At 42.1% G+C, this 23,315-nt stretch carries 16 protein-coding genes, 1 rRNA gene and 1 pseudogene; 5 read left to right on the forward strand and 13 right to left on the reverse strand.

Annotated features, from left to right (window positions below; all coding sequences use genetic code 11):
• Positions 1-16 precede the first annotated feature (16 nt).
• The 7 genes from L6C30_RS10345 to L6C30_RS10375 form a co-directional block, all read right to left on the reverse strand.
• Positions 17-1,693 carry an AMP-binding protein gene (locus tag L6C30_RS10345; RefSeq protein WP_236163023.1) on the reverse strand — a complete coding sequence of 559 codons (1,677 nt, stop codon included), beginning with the start codon at positions 1,691-1,693 and terminating at the stop codon, positions 17-19.
• Positions 1,694-1,841: 148 nt separating this feature from the next.
• Positions 1,842-4,061 carry a DNA topoisomerase IV subunit A gene (gene parC, locus L6C30_RS10350; RefSeq protein WP_236163022.1) on the reverse strand — a complete coding sequence of 740 codons (2,220 nt, stop codon included), beginning with the start codon at positions 4,059-4,061 and terminating at the stop codon, positions 1,842-1,844.
• 170 nt (positions 4,062-4,231) lie between these two features.
• Complete coding sequence (locus tag L6C30_RS10355) at positions 4,232-5,551, reverse strand: MFS transporter (protein WP_236163021.1); 1,320 nt, start codon at positions 5,549-5,551, stop codon at positions 4,232-4,234.
• Between the two features lie 152 nt (positions 5,552-5,703).
• Entirely contained in the window at positions 5,704-6,348 is a 645-nt protein-coding gene (locus L6C30_RS10360) for a trimeric intracellular cation channel family protein (protein ID WP_236163020.1), read from the reverse strand.
• A gap of 65 nt (positions 6,349-6,413) precedes the next feature.
• Positions 6,414-6,881 (reverse strand): YchJ family protein, encoded by a 468-nt coding sequence (locus L6C30_RS10365; RefSeq protein WP_236163019.1) that lies wholly within the window; start codon positions 6,879-6,881, stop codon positions 6,414-6,416.
• An 89-nt stretch (positions 6,882-6,970) separates the two neighbouring features.
• Positions 6,971-8,554, reverse strand: coding sequence for a TerC family protein (locus L6C30_RS10370; RefSeq protein WP_236163018.1), 1,584 nt, complete (start codon positions 8,552-8,554; stop codon positions 6,971-6,973).
• Positions 8,551-8,763 (reverse strand): hypothetical protein, encoded by a 213-nt coding sequence (locus L6C30_RS10375; RefSeq protein ID WP_236163017.1) that lies wholly within the window; start codon positions 8,761-8,763, stop codon positions 8,551-8,553. The genes L6C30_RS10370 and L6C30_RS10375 overlap by 4 nt, the downstream gene beginning before the upstream one ends.
• 124 nt (positions 8,764-8,887) lie before the next feature.
• Between L6C30_RS10375 and L6C30_RS10380 the strand changes: the two genes are divergently transcribed.
• A complete protein-coding gene (locus L6C30_RS10380) occupies positions 8,888-9,514 on the forward strand; it encodes a TIGR00730 family Rossman fold protein (RefSeq protein WP_236163016.1) in 627 nt (208 codons plus the stop codon).
• A gap of 159 nt (positions 9,515-9,673) precedes the next feature.
• Here L6C30_RS10380 and L6C30_RS10385 read toward each other — a convergent pair whose 3' ends face one another.
• On the reverse strand, positions 9,674-11,560 hold the full coding sequence (locus tag L6C30_RS10385; protein WP_236163015.1) for a choice-of-anchor I family protein: 1,887 nt from the start codon (positions 11,558-11,560) through the stop codon (positions 9,674-9,676).
• Positions 11,561-11,743: 183 nt separating this feature from the next.
• Between L6C30_RS10385 and mdtD the strand changes: the two are divergent.
• The 4 genes and pseudogenes from mdtD to L6C30_RS10405 all read left to right on the forward strand — a co-directional run bounded on the left by mdtD (position 11,744) and on the right by L6C30_RS10405 (position 16,423).
• Positions 11,744-13,136: pseudogene (gene mdtD / locus L6C30_RS10390) on the forward strand (multidrug transporter subunit MdtD).
• Positions 13,137-13,269: 133 nt separating this feature from the next.
• The gene (locus L6C30_RS10395; RefSeq protein WP_084792814.1) at positions 13,270-14,028 is read left to right on the forward strand and encodes a GH25 family lysozyme; all 759 of its coding nucleotides are present in this window, start codon (positions 13,270-13,272) and stop codon (positions 14,026-14,028) included.
• A 509-nt stretch (positions 14,029-14,537) separates the two neighbouring features.
• Positions 14,538-15,593 carry a DNA polymerase IV gene (dinB, locus tag L6C30_RS10400; RefSeq protein WP_230243815.1) on the forward strand — a complete coding sequence of 352 codons (1,056 nt, stop codon included), beginning with the start codon at positions 14,538-14,540 and terminating at the stop codon, positions 15,591-15,593.
• Between the two features lie 449 nt (positions 15,594-16,042).
• On the forward strand, positions 16,043-16,423 hold the full coding sequence (locus L6C30_RS10405; protein ID WP_230243807.1) for a RidA family protein: 381 nt from the start codon (positions 16,043-16,045) through the stop codon (positions 16,421-16,423).
• 88 nt (positions 16,424-16,511) lie between these two features.
• Here the strand turns inward: L6C30_RS10405 and L6C30_RS10410 are convergent, their stop codons facing one another.
• The 5 genes from L6C30_RS10410 to rrf all read right to left on the reverse strand — a co-directional run.
• Positions 16,512-17,048: a DUF2726 domain-containing protein gene (locus L6C30_RS10410; RefSeq protein ID WP_230243805.1), complete on the reverse strand. Its 537-nt coding sequence runs from the start codon at positions 17,046-17,048 to the stop codon at positions 16,512-16,514.
• Positions 17,049-17,392: 344 nt separating this feature from the next.
• Positions 17,393-19,765 carry a YgiQ family radical SAM protein gene (locus L6C30_RS10415; protein WP_230243803.1) on the reverse strand — a complete coding sequence of 791 codons (2,373 nt, stop codon included), beginning with the start codon at positions 19,763-19,765 and terminating at the stop codon, positions 17,393-17,395.
• Between the two features lie 194 nt (positions 19,766-19,959).
• On the reverse strand, positions 19,960-21,168 hold the full coding sequence (locus tag L6C30_RS10420) for an MFS transporter (RefSeq protein ID WP_236163014.1): 1,209 nt from the start codon (positions 21,166-21,168) through the stop codon (positions 19,960-19,962).
• Positions 21,169-21,591: 423 nt separating this feature from the next.
• The gene (locus L6C30_RS10425; protein WP_236163013.1) at positions 21,592-22,941 is read right to left on the reverse strand and encodes an MFS transporter; all 1,350 of its coding nucleotides are present in this window, start codon (positions 22,939-22,941) and stop codon (positions 21,592-21,594) included.
• 285 nt (positions 22,942-23,226) lie between these two features.
• Positions 23,227-23,315, reverse strand: a 5S ribosomal RNA gene (gene rrf / locus L6C30_RS10430); the annotation flags it as partial.

The following is a 23,315-nucleotide window of genomic DNA, read 5'->3' on the forward strand; positions in this document are numbered from 1 at the left end:
TTCAAAGCAACATGAATTACGCTGTTTTACGCAAATCTTTACGCAAGATTTTACCTACGTTCGATTTTGGTAATTCATCCATAAATTCAACATAACGTGGACGTTTATAGCCAGTTAAGTTCTCTTTAGCGAATGCCAAAACTTCTTCAGTCGTTAAAGATGGATCTTTTTTCACAACGAATAATTTAGGTACTTCACCTGATTTTTCATCTGGCACACCAATTGCTGCTACTTCCAAGACTTTCGGATGCTTCGCAATCACTTCTTCAATTTCAGATGGATAAACGTTAAAGCCTGATACCAAAATCATGTCTTTTTTACGGTCTACAATTTTCACATAGCCGCGTGAATCCATGACACCAATGTCACCTGTACGGAAGAAACCATTAATCATCACTTTATCGGTTTCATCTGGACGGTTCCAATAGCCTTTCATGACTTGTGGACCACGGATTGAAATTTCACCTTGCTCACCCAGCGCAACTTCATTGCCGTCATCATCCAAAATAGCCACTTCAGTTAATGGCAATGGAATACCAATCGTACCACTAAATTCGTCAGATGTAGGTGGGTTAGCCGTTGCCACAGGTGAAGTCTCAGACAAGCCATAACCTTCAATAATGTTGGTGCCTGTGACTTTTTTCCATGCTTCAGCAGTTGAAGGCAATACGGCCATACCACCACCCATCGCCATTTTCAGTCGGCTGTGATCAAGCTGTTTAAACTCTTCATTGTTCACAAGTGCATTGAATAAGGTATTCACCGCAGGGAAGAAAGTTGGTTGATATTTACGTAATTCTTTCATTACCGCAGGTAAATCACGCGGGTTTGGAATCAATACGTTTGCCTGACCTTTATACATGCCGTAAAGCGCGCACACCATAAATGCAAAAATGTGATAAAGCGGCAACGCACAGAAAATACGATCATCTGGCTGACCATCTTTCGCACCAAATTTACTTTGGAAAATACCATCACATTGCAGCATGTTTGCCACAAGGTTACGATGCGTTAATTCTGCACCTTTAGATACACCTGTTGTACCACCTGTGTATTGCAACACAGCAGTATCACTTAAAGTTAAGCTTGGGCGTTTGTAGTTGCTTGGGCTCACTTTAGAAATTGCTGCATTAAATTTAATGTGACCCGGAATGTTCCATGCTGGAATTTGCTTACGCACTGAACGTAAAACAAAATTCACCAAGGTACCTTTTAATGCACCTAACATATCGCCCACAGAAGCAACAACCACATGCTTCACAGGAGTTTTACCAATAATTGCCTGATAAACCGATGCAAAGTTTTCGATAATCACTAAAACTTCAGAACCAGAGTCATTTAATTGGTGCTCTAACTCACGTGAAGTATAAAGTGGGTTCACGTTCACCAATACTAAGCCTGCACGCAACACCCCTAAAGCAACCACTGGATATTGAAGTACGTTCGGCATCATCACGGCAACACGCGAGCCTCGTGCCAAACCTAAACTTTGTAAATAAGTTGCAAATTTACGGCTAGCTTCTTCTAGTTCACTAAAGCTTAAAACTTTATCCATAAAGATAAAGGCATCACGTGAACCAAATTTTTGGAAATTACGTTCAAAAATGTCTACGAGTGACGTATTTTCTGCAGGCAGTTCTACAGTTTCTGGAATTCCTGTCTTTTGGTATTCAGCAAACCAAATCTTTTCCATAATGCCAATTTCTCCAATCAGTAATCCTTAGTTTTAAACTATTTTTCTCAATACAAGACGTCGTTGTTTGCTTGTTTATGTCCTGCATTGCATCCATTTTCACGAACACAAACCATATATAACGTATTTTGCTTAAAAAACGCTAGTATTATCTTTGAATTAACAGTTTATTTGCTTTTTGGTAACCACGTGGTAGGAGCTGACCTTTCGTGCCGCGCTTCGCCACATACTTCAGCAAATCATCACCTTTGAGTTTGAGTTGTTGCTGTCCTGCAAATACTTGAATTGTTTCATCTAAACTTAAAGGTAACATAGACACCAAATGATCTTTTTCCTCAAGTTGTATCAATTTATTACCTTTACCTTTATTCAAAACTGGCAATTCTGACATCTCAATCACCAGTAAACGCCCTGCTGAACTGAGCAGTGCAACATGACTCGCGTGTTCAATCATTTGCAAGTTCATCACTGTCGATTGTTCAGGTAAAGACAGGAATGCTTTACCTGCTTTAGCACTGGTATCTAATTGTTTGGCCTGTGTTTTAAAACCATAACCTTTACTGCTGGCTGCTAAAATTTCAGCCTCATCATCGGCAATCAGCAATTGTTTAAAGCCAACACCACTGGCAGGTGAAAGTTTAGAACTCAGCGGTTCACCTAAACCACGTGCCGAAGGCAGGCTATTAATTGGCAACGCATAACTGCGTCCCGTATCATCTAAAATATAAACGCGCTGATTAGACTTGCCTTGTGCATGACTGAGATATTGATCACCCGCACGGAAGTTCAGATTTTCCGCATCAACCTCATGCCCTTTGGCACAACGAATCCAGCCCGCTTCAGACAACACCACCGTTACAGGGTCGGCAGGTAGCATATCTTGTTCATTAATTGCAGTCGCTTCGGCACGCAATACAATAGGTGAACGACGATCATCACCAAACTTTTTCGCGTCTTCTTTTAACTCACTGATAATTAAATTTTTCAATGATTCAGGATTGGCCAATTGTTCACGAATAATGGCAGCGCGTGCCTCTAATTCTTCTTGTTCACGGCGAATTTCCATTTCTTCAAGCTTGGCCAGATGACGTAGCTTTAATTCCAAAATGGCTTCGGCCTGAATTTCATCAATACCAAAATGTGACATCAGTTCAGCTTTAGGATGATCTTCTTCGCGAATAATTCGAATTACAGTATCAATATCTAAATAGGCAATCAGCAAACCTGCCAAAATGTGCAGTCGCTTTTCGATTTTATTAAGATGATATTGCAAACGACGTGTGACGGTATTTTTACGAATCTCAATCCATTCCAGCAAAATACGACGAATTGATTTCACCTGCGGACGACCATCTGCGCCAATCATGTTCATATTGACGCGATAGCTCGATTCTAAATCGGTGGTGGCAAATAAGTGACTCATCACTGCTTCGGCATCAATACGGTTGGAACGCAGTACAATCACCAAACGGGTTGGGTTTTGATGGTCAGATTCATCACGCACATCGCTCACCAACGGCAGTTTTTTCGCCTGCATCTGATCAGCAATTTGGGTAATGATTTTTGAACCCGAAACCTGATATGGCAGTTCTGTGATCACGATTTCATTTTTTTCAATGCTGTACACCGCACGCATACGGTAACTACCGCGACCTGTACTTTGCATTTTCAGCAATTCTTCAGGCGGGGTAATAATTTCAGCTTTGGTCGGTAAATCTGGTGCAGGAATATATTCTGCAACTTTTTCATCGGTTAAATTTGGGTTGCGAATCAGGGCAATTGTGCCTTTCACCACTTCTCGCAAGTTATGCGGTGGAATATCGGTGGCCATCCCTACTGCAATACCGGTGGTGCCATTCAGCAAAATATTTGGTACACGCGCAGGCAAATTGACAGGTTCTTTTAATGAGCCATCAAAGTTATCTTGCCAGTCACAAGTACCTTGCCCCAATTCAGCCAAAAGCACTTCACTATATTGCGATAGTTTGGCTTCGGTATAACGCATCGCCGCAAAGGATTTAGGATCATCGGGCGAACCCCAATTACCCTGTCCTTCAATAAATGGATAACGATAACTGAACGGCTGCGCCATCAACACCATAGCTTCATAACAAGCAAAATCACCATGCGGATGGTATTTACCCAATACATCCCCCACGGTACGTGCCGATTTTTTCGGTTTGCCACTGTGTTTGAGTCCAAGCTCACTCATGGCGTACACAATACGGCGCTGTACAGGTTTTAAACCATCGCTGATATGGGGTAATGCACGATCCATAATCACGTACATGGCATAGTTAAGGTATGCACGTTCAGTAAATTCTGCTACGGAACGGTTTTCTGTTGCATGATGCGCGAGGCTTGTCATAAAACCTGTCGTCCTAAATCATTTGTTTTTGTATCAATCGGCTTATGCTATGCCGCAGCAGCATCCTGCACAAGAGTTAGTAGGGATGCACTGCGACAATTTGTGTCTTATGCCGTAAAAATATTCATTTTATAAAAGCATTGCAAAATATACGATGGCTTGCAGTCATTTTACAAACCTATCGACTCTAAAGTTCTGCCTTTGGTTTCTTCACCCAACACCACAATCACCAAAGCAACGGCCAATAAAACCGCGGTAAACATCATAAAGACATAACTAAAGCCATTTTGCATGACCATCATGTGCGTGACCACCATTGGGGCGACAATACCGCCCATGCGTCCAATGGCCGAGGCCCAACCTGAGCCAAAAGCACGAATATTGGTTGGGTATTGTTCTGGGGTATAGGTGTATAGCACCCCCCACGCGCCCAAGTTGAAGAACGACATCAAACAGCCCCAGAACATGATCATCGCTACACTGTCGGCCTGACCAAAGAAGTACGCCGATACGGCACACATGCCAATAAAACCTGCCAGTGTGGCTTTGCGCCCTAATTTTTCGACCAGCCAAGCGGCTGCAATATAACCGGGCAATTGCGCCAAAATCATGCCCAGCACATATTCAAATGACTGTACGATGCTGTAGCCTTGCTGCACCAACAGACTAGGCAACCAAGTGAAAATGCCATAATAGGAATAGACAATGCCAAACCAAATCAACCACAGCATTAAACTACGACGTGCAAATGGTCCCGACCACAATTGAGTAAAAGAAATATGCTGTTTGGCGGCAACAGGCTGAACTTCAATTTGTTCAATGACCTCAACTCCAGATTGACGCTCAAATTTTTGTACCAGTGCATGTGCTTCGGCAATACGACCACGATTGATCAGATAAGGGATAGATTCAGGGACTTTTTTCCAGATGACTAAGGCATATAAAGCAGGCAAACCACCAATTAAAAATGCTGTGTGCCAATCAAATTTTGGAATCACAAAATAAGAAACTAATGCCGCACACAACCACCCCAAGCCCCAAAAACTTTCCAGCAATACAATAAAACGCCCACGCACATGCGCAGGAATGTACTCACTGACCAAAGTGACTGCTACGGGAAGCTGCCCGCCCAAACCTAAACCGACAATAAAGCGAAAGACCAGTAACCAAGTTAAATTTGGTGCAAAGGCACAAGCGGCCGTGGCTAGACTGTAAATCACCAGCGTGGTAGCAAATACAGTTTTACGGCCAATTTTATCAGCCAGACCGCCCGAAAAGACTGCCCCAATGGCCATTCCGACAAAGCCAATAGACACCACCATGCCTTTTTCGGCAGGAGTCATGCTCCAGTCTTCTGCCATCTTTGCCAAAATAAAAGAGATGAGTCCTGTATCCATGGCATCAAACATCCAGCCCAGACCAATCACCACCAGTAGGTGATAGTGAAATTTTCCAATGGGTAGACGTTGCACACGTGAAACTAAATCCATAACACACTCTTAAAGTTGGCTAAAAGGATATGGTCGATGCCACACACAGCTACTGTTGTATTTTTATACTATGAATTGGCAGAATGTGGATAGCATTAAAAAACCGACCTGGTGATCGGTTCACTTATGTTCAATACTGTTCTTAAAACCTATTAGGTTTCATCTTTAGAAGATGCCGAGTGCTCATCATCGTCCTGATAAATAAATTTAGGCATTTCTAACCCAAAATAAATCGCAATCAAACGCAAGGTAAAACCAAAAATAAGCGTTGCAATCACGGTTAATTCGAGTGATAAACCGATTTTGATACACAACCAATAGCAAATCACCGACACAAAAGAAATACTGGCATATAGTTCACGGCGAAACACCAAAGGCACATCGTTACATAAAATATCTCGTAGAATCCCGCCTGACACACCTGTTAAGACGCCTGCAACGGCAGACACCACAAAGCCATGCCCCATTTCCAAAGCAATTTGACAACCAATAATCGTGAAGCCAATTAAGCCTAAAGCATCGAGCACCAAGAAAATGGAACGTAAATGACGCATCCATTTGGCAATTAAAATGGTGATAAAAGCTGCAATACAGGTCAACACCAAATATTCAGGATGTTTGACCCAAGTCAGTGGATAATGCCCCAACAATACATCTCGCACCGAACCACCGCCCAATGCGGTGACACAGGCAATTAAGGTGACACCAAACCAGTCCATGCTGCGACGCCCTGCAGACAATGCGCCTGTCATCGCTTCTGCGGTAATCGCGATTAAGTAAATGATCAACAACAACATGGACTTGCCCTTCTTTCACTAGGTCAAAAGATGTGCGTTATCATAAGCGAAAAACCAAGATAAAGTTATAAAAATCGTGCACAACATTGCTTAAATTTTTTTCCCGAACCACAAATACACGGCTGTTTCATAGTCAACTGTTGCACTGTGGTCGGATCCAGAAAATACCAGCGTGCCTGATGTTGCACAAAATGGGAAACTTCATGGTGAATTTGCGCCTGCTTAGCATCATGGTAATGGGCTTTAAATTCAACTTGGGCGTGGTTTTTATCTAGCTTTTCATTGCTATTCAGCACTTCGAGCTTTAACCATTGATTCGACTTGCTCCAATCTGCAATTGCGTCAACATCCAGACTTGCCTGTTGTCCTAGTGCAGTGGTTTGCACAATATAATCAATTTGTTGCAAGGCAAAAGCACTATAGCGTGAACGCATGAGTTGGCTCGCAGTTTCTGCATGTGCCTGCCCCACGTGTAAAGGTTGGCAGCAGTGTTGATAATCGCCCTGCCCACACGGACATGCCAAGTGATGCATAGAAAATTCCAATCAATAATAAAAAACAGCCTGACAATGCAGGCTATTTTAGCGGAAGCACAAGACTGAAATACAGTCTAACATTCAGTTTATGATGCGCTTGAAGATTCCTGTTGAATCAAATGCACTTTTTCAATTTTATGTCCATCCATGGTCACAATTTCAAAAATATAACCATCGGAAAGTAGCTTCTCACCGTTTTCAGGCAAACGTCCCAAATGGAATAAAATATAGCCAGATAAAGTTGAATATTGCTCGCTTTCATCCACCAAATCACGACCCAATAATAAAGATACGTGGCGAATGTCGATAGAGCCATCTAGCAATAATGTGCCATCTTCCAAACTTTCAGCACTGGCTTCGAGTGCATCTTCATCTGGAAATTCGCCCGCAATTGCTTCCAAAATATCAATAGGTGTGGCAACGCCTTCAATCGAGCCGTATTCGTTCAGCACAATTGCCATTTGCAGCGGTGCTTGACGCAATTGCTCCATCACCATCAAAACTTGGGCATTTTCATGCACAATCACAGGTTCACGCAAATGTGTTTCAAAATCCAGCACCCCTGTTTCAATGTATTGATTCATAACTTTATGGGTCAGGACAATACCCGAAATATTATCCAGTTCACCGCGCGCCACAATCACCCGTGAATGGGTCATGCTTAATAACTGGCTACGAATTGAGGCTTCATCTTCGTCTAAATCAATCCATTCCAATTCAGGGCGTGGCGTCATGACCGACTTTACAGGACGTTCAGATAAACCCAATACCCCTTGTACCATCACGCTGTGATAGACCCCATTTTCAGCATCAAAGACTTCATCGGCAAAGGCGCGGGTAGCTAAAACATCTTCATTGATATGACTGCTTTCTGCCGTATTTTGACTTTTGCCACCTAACATCCGCATCACAGCCGAAGCAGTACGGTAGCGCAAATCGGTGGTGGTCACGGTTTTTTCCTGATTTCTGCGGATGGTTTGGTTCAGGAATTCAATCATCACCGAGAAACCGATGGCGGCATATAAATAGCCTTTTGGAATGTGATAACCAAAACCTTCCACCACCAATGAGAAACCAATCATCATCAGGAAGCACAAGCATAAAATCACGACAGTCGGATGCTTATTGACAAAGTCCATGAGCGCTTTGGAAGCCCACAGCATAATGCCAATTGCGATGATCACCGCAATCATCATGACTGATAAATGCTGCACCATCCCCACAGCGGTAATCACGCTGTCGAGTGAGAACACTGCATCTAGCACCACAATCTGCACAATCACCATCCAGAAAGTCGCATGTACAGGATTTTCTTCTTTTAGTGCAGGTTTGCCTTCAATGCGTTCGCGCAGTTCCATCGTACCTTTAAACAATAGGAATACACCACCAAACAGTAAAATCAGGTCGCGTCCAGAGAAAGGATGTTCAAAAATATGGAACAGTGGTTGGGTCAGGGTGACCACCCATGCGATAGATGCGAGTAATATCAGGCGCATGCCTAAGGCAAGAATCAAGCCCACGACCCGTGCAGTATTGCGTTGTTCTGGCGGTAGTTTTTCTGCCAAAATGGCAATAAACACCAAGTTATCAATGCCCAGTACAATTTCAAGCACAATCAGGGTCAATAAACCAACCCACGCAGCTGGGTCAGACATCCATTCAAAGATCATCTGTTCTTCTCCTGAATATCTAAAGCGGAATACGCCAAAAACATATCCTGTATTAAAACCAACTTGGCTGGCCCTTGCAGGTTTGACATCACATTAAAAAATATTCGTTCGGTGCGACAACTGCCACTGTCCATGACGATTCTATAGTTGTAAGACAAGCCTTGAGTATAGGAAAGTTTGCGCTCAGATTCATCCCCTTTTTGCGACATCGTCCACGCCAATGCAGCACTTTCACAAATCTTTGCAAATTGAACACTGCATATTGACGGGTTTGTCATATTTGGGCACTAAGCTAGAGCCAACAAAAAGAACATGCTATGGTGAACAAAATAAATGAATAGCGTATCAAGAATGACTCAATCAACTTCTATTAATCATCCCTCTCCCCTTACCACCCAACCTTTGGTAGCACTGTACTGTGGTTCGCGTGCTGGCAATAACCCAATTTATCAGGAAAAAGCAGTACAACTGGCAAGAAAACTAGCTGAACAAGGCTTTGGCATGGTTTACGGTGGTGCGAGTATTGGTTTAATGGGTTTGGTTGCCGACACCATGGTGCAACACGGTGGTCAAGCTGTAGGAGTGATACCTGAATTTATGCTCGATTATGAAATTGCCCACAGTAATTTAACCGAATTACACGTAGTCAAAAGTATGCATGAACGTAAAGCGATGATGGCAGAACGTGCTAGCGCCTTTGTCGCTTTACCAGGTGGTTTGGGCACGTTTGAAGAGATTTTGGAGATAGCCACTTGGGGTCAATTAAATCAGCACCAAAAACCCATGATTTTATATAATGTAAATGGCTTTTATGATGCGCTGATTCAGCAGTTAGACCATGCAGTGCACGAAGGTTTTTTACCACCGCAACACCGGGCTAAATTAATTGTGTGTAACCACTCCCATAAAATTATTAATGCTTTAAAGAATTTGGATGCTCCACCCCATTTTGTGGGTTAAACTTTTTTTGATGCATCAAATAGCAGAGAAAGCGAGTCGGTGACTCGCTTTTTTATTCACTGATCATTGGTTTTACAGCATAAAAAGAGAGCACCGAAGTGCTCTCTTTAATGGATCATACATTTTTACTTTAATACACTTCCAGTATTTGAAATACTGTTAGTTAAGCTTGATTTGGTACACAGCAGTAGTTCCGCTGACTTCATTACCCACAACCAACAGTGGCTTGCCGTTAGGTGAGTCTTTGGCTGCAATAAAGATTAAACCTTCAGGGCCGAGATTTGAATTTTCAACTGTAACCGCATTACCTTCTGCATCGAACGATGTATGGGTTTCACCAAACTTACGATCATTAAAATATTCAACAAATGATGCTTGAGTCGGTTGGGTAATGTCGTACACCATAATGCCACCCATACGCTCCAACCCAATAAAGGCATAGGTTTTTTGACCAATTTTACCTAAAGCAATGCCTTCAGGCTCAGGACCTTTATTGTCACTACGATCATCTGCACTTAATTTTTCATGGTTGGTATTAAGGTATTCTGGAAATAATTTAGCAGCTTTACGTTCAAAGTCATTTTTTGAGTCCCAAACAATTTTCTTGGTTTTAGGATCTACAATACTGAACGAGCGACCACCATAAGCATATAATTTGTCATAAGTCATTAAACCATTGCTGTCTAGCACAGGCTCACCATTTGCATCTTTCTTATAACCTTGCGTCCAAGTAATCGTTAAACGACCCAATTGTGAATCTTTAATTAAATTATCTGCGCAGACTTCATTGGGATCTGAAGTGGTACATGCTTTAAATATGCTTGAATCAAGTTTTGCACCTTTAACCCCAGACTTTAATCGACGCAAATGCGCTGCATAATCGCCATTGCTACGGAAGCCTTTATTATTAAATAAGTGTTTAACACGAATTTCTTCTGCATAACCTTGATTTAAATCATCTGTACCAAAATATAAGTCTTCATCAACCAACCATTCACGCGCATCGCCTTCATTGGCAGTGACCAAATAGCTTTGTCCATTGGCTTGATATTGCGCAATTGCATCTGGCATATACATGCCGTATAAACCAGGCCAAGCTTGAATATTGATCATCCCCTCATCTTTAGCGCAGGCTGTAATCGTTTTACCGTTATAGTCTTGTTTACCCACAACACAATCACGATCACCAGCATCTAAAGCATTTGCAGCTAAGCCAAAGTCTTTATAGCCCAACGGGAAAATATCGACCACTTGGTCTTGAATCAAATCAATCACAGCAATGGCGTTGTTTTCTTGTAGACTTGCCCAAGCGGTTTTACCATCGTCACTCACCGCAATATATTCAGGCTCTAAATCTTGTGCGACAGTCGCATTTGGCCCAAAAATGCGCACGCCCGCATCCAGCAATTCCTGTTTGCGTGTATTCCATGCCTGAAAATCTGCAGTTTTTACAGTAGGCTTGGTGATATCAGCCAGATTAATAATACTGATTGAACCTTCTGGATCAATCTCATAGCCTTCATTTGGTTCACCTTCATTAGCCACCAAAACTTTTTTACCATCTGGAGTAAAAGTCAACATATCAGGCAATGCACCAACTTCAACTTTGCTGATAAAGCTCAGGTCTTTGGCTTTAAAGAATGACACGATACCTTTATCGGTTTTAGGTGTTGCCTGAACGGCTAAAGCGACAATACCTTGATGTACCGCAACACTATTGACTTCAGAATTCGCCAAATGAGTCTTAGCATCCAAGCTATTCAGCTTAACAGGTGCGCTAGGGTTGCTTAAATCGAGGACATCGACCACACCACTTTTCGCATTAACTACAAATAAACGTTTGCTTTGAGCATCATAAGCAGGAATTTCCGCAGCACTCGCACCAAAAACTTGTGCATCGTATTCCCCTAAACGCTGCAAACTAATTGTTGTTGGTGTTGCTTCTACCACTTCTTCTTTTACAGGGATAGGATCATTATTATCATTACATCCCACCATCCCCACAGACAATAAAGCCAACATTAATGCAGAAATTTGCGTTTTCATAAATTACTCATCATTTTTCTAAATGCACCCAACTTACAAACTCAAAGTGAATAATCGGTGACAAATAAATGACAATTTCATGGCATTTATTTGAATTTTCAAACACTTTTCATGTTTTTACAGATGCAGTCCGCTAGATTGCAAAATGGTTTAAACTAGACCAAATGCCCATTTTGCCGAGTTATGAACCAAACACCGACCCATCAAGCCCTGCATCCTGAATACCGCCTTTTGGTATTTCTGGTTTCAATTGGCTTTTTTATGCAGGCGCTCGACACCACCATTGTGAATACAGCAATCCCTGTAATGGCACACAGCCTGCAGGAAGATCCTCTGCGGATGCACAGTGTGGTAGTGGCGTATGTTCTCTCGGTGGCGGCGAGTATTCCATTAAGTGGATGGCTGGCAGATCGTTTTGGAGTACGCAATACCTATTTTGCAGCGATTATTATTTTTACCCTTGCCTCTTTGGGTTGTGCTGCTGCGGCGAGCCTGAATGAATTACTATTTTATCGGGTGATTCAAGGCATCGGTGGTGCATTGCTCTTGCCTGTCGGGCGCTTGGCGATGCTCAAAATTATTCCACGCACTCAGTTTTTATCTGCCATGAGCCTGATGAGTCTGGCAGGGTTGATTGGCCCCTTAATTGGCCCAACGCTGGGCGGTTGGTTGGTCGAAGTCGCCACGTGGCACTGGATTTTCCTCATCAATATTCCGATGGGCATCTTGGGCTGTTGGATTTGTATCAAAGCCATGCCGAATGTGACTGAAACTGAGGTTAAAAACTTTGATTTTCTCGGGTTTATCCTATTAGTTGTGGCGATGGCGGGCTTATCTTTAGGCATCGAAAATTTTGCCAATCCACACCATAATCTGCTTTGGAGTTTAGCCTTAATCTTGGCTGGCGGTATTGCTGCAGCATGCTATGCCCGCCATGCCCACACCCATCAAAATGCCTTATTCCGCAGCGATTTATTTAAAAATCGCTTATATGCCATTGGTATTTTTAGGTAACTTTTTTGCCCGTTTCGGGGGCAATGCCATGCCTTTTATCATGCCGATCATGCTGCAAGTGGCTTTTGGTTTTGAACCGTTTATCACGGGCTTGATGATGATTCCGACTGTGCTTGGTTCTTTGGTATCTAAACCGATCATTCGACCTTTAATTCAACGTTTTGGCTATCGGCAGTTTTTGCTGACCAATACGTTATTGGTCGGTGCCTGTATTGCCAGTTTTGCGCTCACCACTGCCGAAACCGCAGTTTGGTTACGTACCTTACATTTCTTTATATTTGGGGTACTCAATTCATTGCAATTTGTAGCTATGAATACCTTTACGCTCAAAGATTTACCTCAACAAGAAGCCAGCAGCGGCAATAGTTTTTTATCCATGATTATGATGCTGTCGATGAGTATTGGCGTGGCACTAGCAGGTACTTTGGTGAATATGTTTAGTGCCTATTACGGTGCAGAACAGTTAGTGAGTGCCTTTCATGCCACTTTAATTTGTTTGGGTGTATTAAATATTTTGGCATTTTTAGTATTTTGGAATATTCCTAAACACACGGCTGTTTAAAACGCCATTACCGAAAGCGCATAGTGCTACACCGCACTGCGCGTTATGATATGACATTGCCCCGCGAAGCTTTTCCAACATGCGCAAACCACCAAATCGAGCTATAAACTCAGCTTTTACACCGCACTATCGTATGATGATTGCGGTACTCGGCAGTACTATTTTGGCGGTTTTATTGTATTTGGGTGTGTTGCGCCAACAACCTGCGGCAGCCGAAGAATATCCGATTCAAGGCTTTGATGTGTCACATCATCAAGGCAATATTCAGTGGCAAAAAATTTCCCCACAAAAATATCCCTTTGTCTATTTAAAAGCCACCGAAGGAGGCGATTTTAAAGACCGTAAATTTCAGGATAACTGGCTCAAAGCCCGTGAACATGGTTTTTTGGTCGGCGCCTATCATTTTTATCGCTTATGCCGTGATGGCACAATCCAAGCAGAAAACTTTATTGCAACTGTTCCCAAAAAAACCGACAGTTTGCCCCCCGTGATTGACTTGGAGTATGACAGCAACTGCATTAATACCTATAGCAAAGAACAGTTACTGCGCGAAATTCAAATCATGCATGATGCGCTATATCAACATTATGAAAAACAACCGATTTTTTATGTATCTAAAGCCTTTTACAATATGGTATTGACTGAAAGTTTCAAGCAAACACCACTTTGGGTCAGAGAATATCAGGGTAAACCACAATTGGCAGGTCAGCCAAAATGGCTGTTTTGGCAACATACCAATAGGGGTCAAATACACGGTATTCACACCCCAGTCGACCTGAATGTTTTTTATGGAAACGCCAAACAATGGCAGCGTTTTTTAACAGACAACGCGATTCAACCCGCTAGACTTGAACCGAACCAAAAAAATAACAAGCTAGCCGTATCACAATAAAAAAATACCGTCATGAAATTGCTTAAAGGACTGCTCTCGCGCTCTGCATTTTTCAGGATTCACGCTGCTTTACCTATTACAACCTGCGGGTAAACTGGAGCAATTTTCAGCATGGCAATATCCAACAAAAACTATAAGTTCTAATTTAAAGGTACATTATTTTGACGTATCCACCCTATTATTTGATGATGCGAAACTAGAATCTAATTGATGGATTTTTAGTCGCCTCTCTATTTAGACGAAACTGCAGGGACGTTGCGTCCTCATGTTATGACTCCAATCCATTGGGATAAATTTTTCAGCCTTTAGCGCGCCCTAAAGAGTTTTTGCCTCGCATTGCCGACCATAGACCACACAGTTTAGTGCAATTGATCGACTGTGCAGAACAACAATCAACACAAGCGATTCTAGTGAATAGCAACACGCCTTAACCGTTTGCTCCGATGCTACAACCCGCTTCCTAAACGTGCGATACTGTTGAAATCTAAACGCTTCATCTAGTTTGTGCCATGCGAAAAATCATTCATATTGATATGGATGCCTTTTATGCCTCTGTTGAGCTGCGCAGTCGTCCTGAATTACAACATTTACCTGTGGTGATTGCTTCGCATCATCCTCGGGCTGTGATTGCCGCGGCATCTTATCCTGCGCGTGAGTTTGGTTTACGTTCTGCCATGTCGATGGCACAGGCCCACAAACGCTGCCCGCAGGTGATAGTACTCGAACCTAATTTTGCGCTCTATCGTGAAGTTTCTTCACAAATTCATCAGATTTTTCAGCGTTATACACCATTGATTGAGCCCTTGTCTTTAGATGAAGCCTATTTAGATGTCACCGAAAATTTACAAGGTATTTCAAGCGCAACAGAAGTCGCTATGCGAATTCGAGAAGAGATTTTTCAAAGTACAGGTTTAACAGCTTCGGCAGGTGTCGCACCGAATAAGTTTTTAGCCAAAATTGCTTCGGACTGGCATAAACCCAATGGCATTTGCGTAATTAAACCCAGTCAAGTGCAGCAATTTATTCAAGACTTAGCCTTACAAAAAATTCCAGGCGTAGGCAAAGTCACACAGGAAAAATTAAAAAGTCTGAACTTAAATACCTTGGGCGATTTGCAACACATCGAAGAAAACTTGTTGATTCATCATTTTGGTAAATATGGCAAACGCCTGTTTTTATTTGCCCAAGGCATTGATGAACGTCCTGTGCAGGCAGAGCGTGAACGACAGCAAATTTCTAAAGAAATCACCTTCGATGATGATTTAAACTTAGTTGAATGTGCAAATTACTGGGCTAGCTTGATTGATCAGGTTTGGCACAGCTTACTGAAAAAACAATATGTTGCACGTGGCGTGTCAGCCAAATTAAAACTCAAAAATTTTCAGGTCTTACAACATAGCAAAAGTTTTAAACAGCCCCTTGAAAGTAAAAATGATCTTGAAAACGTCCTGCAGCATTTGCTCCACGAAATGCATATTCCCGCACAGGATCAATTTCGTTTAATTGGGGTTGGTCTGTATCAACTCAGCCCTGCCGATGAGCAAGTGCAACTATCTTTACTTTAAATATCAAGGATATTAAAGCAGTAAACTTGCTGCCCTACATAAAACATCCCAAGCCTATGCTTAACAATCGGTAATAAAGCTAATTTTTTGTATAAATTTCAGCCAAAAGAATAAAAGTTAGACTATTTATCCTTCACAGTTGTGCTTTTTAGAGTAATCTATACGCGCGATATATTTATCCGTATATACGCTGAGATGTCAAAAATCACCATTACTTTTGGCATACTTGTCCTGTGATTGGCGTGACGATCAAATCCGAAGATTACAGGACAACTCTGCGCTTGGCACTTCGCTGCTTTGACACCGCATCTCTCTTTTCCTCGTATTTTCCATTCGATTACTTTTTATTTTTTAGCAGACTACTGCCTGCATATTTTCCACGTGCTTGCCTGCCTCTATAATACCTCACGCTTTTTATACCTAATCGCTTGGCGCGAGGATTACACCCAATGGCTGTTCAACGTCTACATATTCAAAAACGTTATTCTGAAATTGCAATTTCGGGAAATTTAGTCCATTTGGCAGGGCAACTGGCAGAAGACACACAACAAGATATTGTGGGGCAAACCCAACAAACACTTGCCCTGATTGATCGTTTACTGGCAGATGCGGGTACAGATAAAAGTCACATCATGTCGGTGATGATTTTTCTAAAAAACATTGAGCGCGATTATGCCGCAATGAATCAAGTTTGGGATGCTTGGGTAGCAGATATACAAGCTTTACCGCGTACCTGCGTAGAAGCCAAGTTATATCATCCTGATGTTTTGGTTGAAATGACTGTGGTTGCAGTCAAACCTGAATACCAACCCAACGTAAAACAGATGTAATTGGATCAGAAACATAGCCAAAAAAATCAGCATGTGATGGCAACATGCTGATTGATATTGTCTATCTTGCGATTTTAGCGGCAAGCGTTTAGCCCAATACCTTCACTTTATGGCGTACAGAATGCGCTATAAAATCATACTTTTTTAACGCAGTATCCAAATCATCTAAATCTGTAAACGATGACTGCCCAAATGCTTCGCGCAATTCGTGATATTCAGGCACCTCTTCATAACGCAGGACTTTATAGCCCGCTAAACGCAACAATTCATCTTGGTATTGTGCATTGCGGCTACGTTTCAACATCAACAGATCATCTAAGGTCACAATTGCAACGACCTGATGATTGGCATCCAACACCACAAAATCGGCAATCATATTGCGGTATTTGTGGCGAGTGCGTGAAAATTTCGTGGTCAGCAAGGCATCAAAAGACACATGCGCCAAGATGGTATGTTGAGGTAAAATTTCCTGCAAACGTGTAAACGTCAGCTGTTCATTTAAGCTAAAAATTGCACGTTGCTTTAGCGCACTGTCTTGAGGTTTTTCTCTATTTTCCAAGCCCTTAACCGCCATCAAGAGAAAGGAAATCAGTATCAAAACCCCAATCAAAATATAAATTGTCATTATTCAATCCTTAAAATCATTTTTATAGTTGTTTCGGCTTCATGCCAATTGTTTCATCAAATCAGTATATAACACGCTTTTTTATTTAAGCATTCAATTTATGAAACTACATGCAACACTCACAAAACCATCATAGAAACAGACGTTTTGTTTCACAAGCTAGCCTTTTGTCTAAGCGCTGTAGCATATAGCAGCGTGCTTTTTATCTTTGTATGTCTGTACTGTATAACATGCTTAAAAAACTATGCAATGCTTAAGCATTTCGATTGTCGAACAATTCCGATGAAATGAAAATACCTATAAAAAAGGACGCAGCAGCGCCCTTTGGTCAGTTCCGAATTAACTTAAGCTCTAGATTTTAGCTTAGATTTTTTCTGTGAAAATGGACGTTTTTCGCCTGTTTCACGAGGTGGCAAACCCGTGTGCTGAGTCAAAATCTGCCCTTTTTTCGGACGATTGCTGTTCTGACCACGGTTGCCAGTTTGACCTGTACGTTTTTGCGAATCACCCGCTACTGTTGAGTTTTTCTTACGTGCAGATTGATATTGCCCTTCTGTGCCTTGCGGTTGATAGGTCGGAATCAAATGCTGTTTAGAATTACCAATCAGATCGGCACGCCCCATTTCTTTTAAAGCTTCACGCAACAACGGCCAGTTGTTTGGGTCATGGTAACGTAAGAAAGCTTTATGCAAACGACGACGTTTTTCACCCTTAACAATGTCCACATTTTCAGTATAACGCGCCACTTTGGCCAGTGGGTTTTTACCTGTGTAATACATGGTCGAAGCAGTAGCCATAGGCGACGGATAAAAGGTCTGCACCTGATCGGCACGGAAACCATTCTTTTTCAGCCACAATGCCAAATTCATCATGTCGTAATCGGTCGTTCCTGGGTGCGCAGCAATAAAGTACGGAATCAAATATTGCTCTTTGCCCGCCTCTTTACTGAAACGATCAAACATTTGTTTAAAACGGTCATAGGTACCAATACCTGGTTTCATCATCTTAGATAATGGACCTTTTTCGGTATGCTCTGGTGCAATTTTTAAATAACCGCCTACATGATGCGTCACCAATTCACGTACATATTCAGGGTTCAACACAGCCAAGTCATACCGCAAACCTGAACCAATCAGAATTTTTTTAATGCCTTTCAGTTCACGCGCTTTACGATATAACTGGGTTAAAGGCGCATGATCGGTGTGTAAATTTTGACATACGCCTGGGAATACGCAGGAAGGTTTACGACAATTCTTTTCAATTTCAGGATCTTTACAATGCAAACGGTACATATTTGCAGTCGGGCCACCCAAGTCTGAAATAATGCCCGTAAAGCCAGGCGCAGTATCTCGAATTTTTTCGACTTCACGCAAAATGGATTCTTCAGAACGGTTTTGGATAATTCGACCTTCGTGTTCGGTAATCGAACAGAAAGTACAACCACCAAAACAACCACGCATGATATTGACCGAAAACTTGATCATGTCAAAAGCAGGGAAACGTGCATTACCATAAGCTGGATGCGGCAAACGTGCATACGGTAAATCGAACACATAGTCCATTTCTTCAGTGGTCAATGGAATAGGTGGTGCATTCAACCACACATCACGTTCACCATGCTTTTGTACCAACGCTCGGGCATTACCTGGGTTGGTTTCTAAATGCAGAATACGGTTAGCATGCGCATACAGCACAGGATCATTCACCACCTCCTCAAAAGATGGTAAACGAATCACTGCCAATTCACGTGGTGGCAATTTGTGTTTAATTGCTTTAGAAGCAGGCTGTAATTGAACAATCTGTGTATCTGCATCTAGCTGATCGCCTTCACGAACAATTGGATTGCTGACCAGATCTTTCTGGAAATTTTGATATTGCGCAAGATTGTTACCCTTATCTTTTTCAATCTCACAACCGTCTAAATCTTCGGTCATCACATAAGGGTTAATGATTGGATCGACGCGGCCTACGCTGTCTACATCATTAGATGCAATTTCAACAAATTGAGCTTTAGACGCACGGTTATGTTTATTGATAATAAATGCTGTACCACGTACATCTGTAATTTCGTGGATTTTTTCACCTTTAGCCAAACGGTGCATCACTTCAATAATCGAACGCTCACCATTGCCGTACATCAATAAGTCGGCTTTAGAATCCATTAAAATTGAGCGACGAACTTTATCCGACCAATAGTCATAATGTGCAATACGACGCAACGAGCCTTCAATCCCGCCCAGTAAAACAGGCACATCTGGAAAGGCTTCACGACAACGCTGACAGTACACCGTAGCCGCACGGTCAGGACGTTTATTCGGCTGATTGTCTGGCGAATAAGCATCATCAGAACGGATTTTACGGTCTGCGGTATAGCGGTTGATCATCGAGTCCATATTGCCTGCGGTGACACCCCAAGCAATGGTCGGCTTCCCTAAAACCCGAAAAGATTCCACATTGGTCCAGTCTGGTTGGGCAATAATCCCAACACGAAAGCCCTGCGCCTCAAGCACACGACCAATCACGCCCGATACAAAAGAGGGATGATCAATATAAGCATCACCACAAACTAAAATAAAATCACAGGCATCCCAACCCAGCTGATCCATTTCTTCGCGTGACATCGGCAAAAATGGCGCAGGCTCAAAACATGACGCCCAATATTTGTCATAATCAAACAACGCTTTGGGTGCGGTCTGAGCAGTATAAGCAGTAGACATGGCTGGCAATTCTCGGCTGGGAAATGGAAGATCAGAAGTCGATCAAAGATGAAAGCCGACTATTTTAGCATGAATTCCATTCATCTTGCTTGATTAAAAAACACACAAAATCAGCAAACTATTTTTATATCCTAAGTTTGTATCTAAATAAGAAAAGCATAAACGGCTACGCCGAAAGCAATAATCCTGAATGCTTATCGCAGCGCTGTTGGTTTAAGCTTTAAACGCCACGCACCATAAAGCGCCACACCCAAGACTGCAGTCATCACCCATGTCAGACCAGACCATCCCCATTGTTCCCAAATCAATCCGCTACCACTGCCGAGCAAACTCGAACCCATGTAGTAGCTAAATAAATATAATGATGATCCCACTGCACGATACTGCAGGGCTTGAATCGACACCCAACTACTGGCAGTAGAATGTGCAGCAAAAAAGGCAAAGGTAAATAACACTAAGGCAGCCAATACAACAGCTAAATGTGCAATCGACATCAACCACAATGCAATCAACATGAGGACAATCACCATAGGCAACACTCGTTCACGCCCAATACGATTGCCCCAGCTTGCTGCACGCGGCGAACTATAAATACCCGCCAAATAGGCAATTGAAATCACCCCAATCCAGACTTGAGAAAGCTCAAATGGTTTAGCCAATAAATAATAGCTGATGTAATTGAAAATACTAACGAAACAACCCATCAGCAAAAAGCCCTGCAAAAACAGGATTCTTAATTTACGGTCTGCTAAATTAGCAACAAAAGCGTCTCTAAACCGCGAGAAGCGAATCGGATATGCTGTAAAGTTTTTCGATGAGGGCAGTAACATATAAAAGGTGATTGCAATCAGTAAATTCAAACCACCAATAATTAAGGTTGCCGCTTGCCAAGAAATAAAATCGACCAAAACCCCAGCAATTAGACGTCCGCCCATGCCGCCAATGGCCGTACCCGAAATATACAACCCCATGGCAAAACCAATGTCTTGCTGTCGAATTTCTTCACCAATATAAGTCATAGCTACTGCAGCAACACCGCTCACAGAAATGCCAATAAAAATTCGTGTGGTTAAAAAGAATGACCAGATTGGAAGTAAGGCACTCAGAATTAATAAAATGGCAGCTAAAAATAAAGCCAAAACCATAATGGGTTTACGCCCAAAACGATCTGAAATAAAGCCTGTGAAAAGTAAACCGATCGCCAAAGCCACAGTAGAAAATGATAATGGGAAACTACTTTGGGTCGGTGTAACCGTAAAAAAATCGGCCAAAATTGGCATCATCGGTTGCACACAGTACAAGGTCGAAAAAGAAGCGAAACCCGCTAGAAACAACGAAAAAAGAATGGCTTTAAACGGCTTAGTACCATACTGAACATGAGATGCTGCAGCTAAATCAGACATATTTACTCCAATCACGCAATCAGTATACGCCTGTTTATGGACAAAAATAAGCTCGGTATTTTATCGTTTGCTCAAAAACAGCGTCAGTATCATTCATCACTTTGTCAGTTTTTGCTTACATGCACTGAAGCAAAATGAGGCTAGGCAGTATTTTGAGCTTACGGTATTCTTTAAAGCATGAGGAGACAGGATGTTTCCCAAACAGAAAACAACAATAATAGGTTTGAGCACCAGGATCGTGAGGTACGACAGGAGTTATACCTAAACACGAAATACAAAGAAACCCCGTCAGGATGATGGGGTTTCTTTTTATCTGTGTCTTGAGTATATAACTTTATCTATCATCACTTTCTATTTACACACCCCATAATCAAAAAGTCCCCAAACAAGGTTGAGGACTTTTGAACTTAGCACATTACAAGTTTAAGCTTTGGCAGCAACTGCTTTGCCTGCTTTAATTTGCTCAGCTTCATCTTCACTCATAATCAAGGCAACCGCAATTGCAGTGATCAAAACTGGCAAACCTACTGCCATAAAGTTGAAGTGTGCAGGTAAATTCATACCCAATAAGCCGCCAATTAAAATTGGACCCACAATCGCACCCATACGACCAATGGCAGATGACCAGCCAATACCTGTTGAGCGTACCGCAAGTGGGTAATATTGTGCCACATAGCTATACAACAACATTTGTGAACCAATAGATGTTGCACCCGCCAAGAATACTAAGATGTAAAGTAAGAATTGATTAGATTGGAAGCCCATGAGGCTCATCACCAATGCACCCATGATTCCCAAGAACATCAATACAGGTTTTAAGTGGAAACGGTCTGCTAAAATACCACCACCCACGATACCAACGACTGCACCTACGTTCATCACCATCATGAACATTAAGCTGTTGTCCATAGAATAGCCTGCCGCCATCATCAGTTTTGGCAACCAGCTGCTGAGTGCATACATGGTTAATAGACAAGTAAAGAACGCTAACCAGAACAATAAAGTATTCACTGCACGACCGCGTTTGAACAAGCTCACCACGTTAGCAGCTTCAGGCACACCAACCTGATACAATTCAAAAGTGGTGTCTTGGGTAATTTTTAAATCTGGTGCTAAACGCGCTACGATTGGACGGGCTTGATCTTGCTTATTTTCTTTGACAATAAAGGTTAAAGATTCTGGCAAGAATTTCCAAATCACAGGCAATAAAAACAATGGGATACCTGCAATAAAGAACATGATTTCCCAGCCAAAACTTGGGGTAAACCATGAGCCAAGTAAGGCTGCCATTACACCACCTACAGCATAACCACTAAACATAGTAGTCACTAAGGTGCTACGCATGGTTTTAGGTGCATATTCAGAAGTTAAGGCCACAAGGTTTGGCATTACACCACCAATGCCTAAACCCGCCAAGAAACGTAAAATCGCAAACTCAGTTGGATTAGAGGCGAAGCCACCTGCAAAGGTTAAACCACTAAACAGAACGATACAGATCATGATGACTTTCTTACGACCAATTTTATCGGCTAAAGAACCAAAAATCATCGCGCCAAACATCATACCTGCCAATGCAGTACTCGCGAGCATCCCCGCCTGAACAGCACTCAAGCCCCACTCATCCATCAATAAGGGTAAAACGACCCCATTAATTGCCAAGTCATAGCCATCAAATAAAATGATCAGTAGACACCATGCCACGACATTGAAATGAAATGGTTTGAATTTTGCGTGATCAATGACATCATTCACGTTAATTGCTTGATGTGTCATTCCTCACCTCCTGTGAGTTTGTGTTTCAGTAAGCTTAAATAGCAATTTTTACAGTGAAGACTTTCATTTTTATCAGTCATCCATGCCCACTTTTGCTATTTAAGTAGATTGTGTAACTTTCACACAAAACAAGAAAAATAAAAATTCAACATTAGTCTAAAACCTTTTATTAATTATGGATTTATTATTATTTTAAACACAATAAAATGTGATTATTCCTCTTAATATTTTCTTTCCTGCATAAAAAAACACCCCCAACGCTAGTTGAGGGTGTTTTGAATAATGAGCTGGCGATGACTTACTCTCACATGGGTAACCCCACACTACCATCAGCGCGAAGAGGTTTCACTTCTGAGTTCGGGAAGGGATCAGGT

The sequence above is a fragment of the Acinetobacter sp. KAM396 genome (genome assembly GCF_021602765.1).
Lineage (GTDB): Bacteria > Pseudomonadota > Gammaproteobacteria > Pseudomonadales > Moraxellaceae > Acinetobacter > Acinetobacter towneri_A.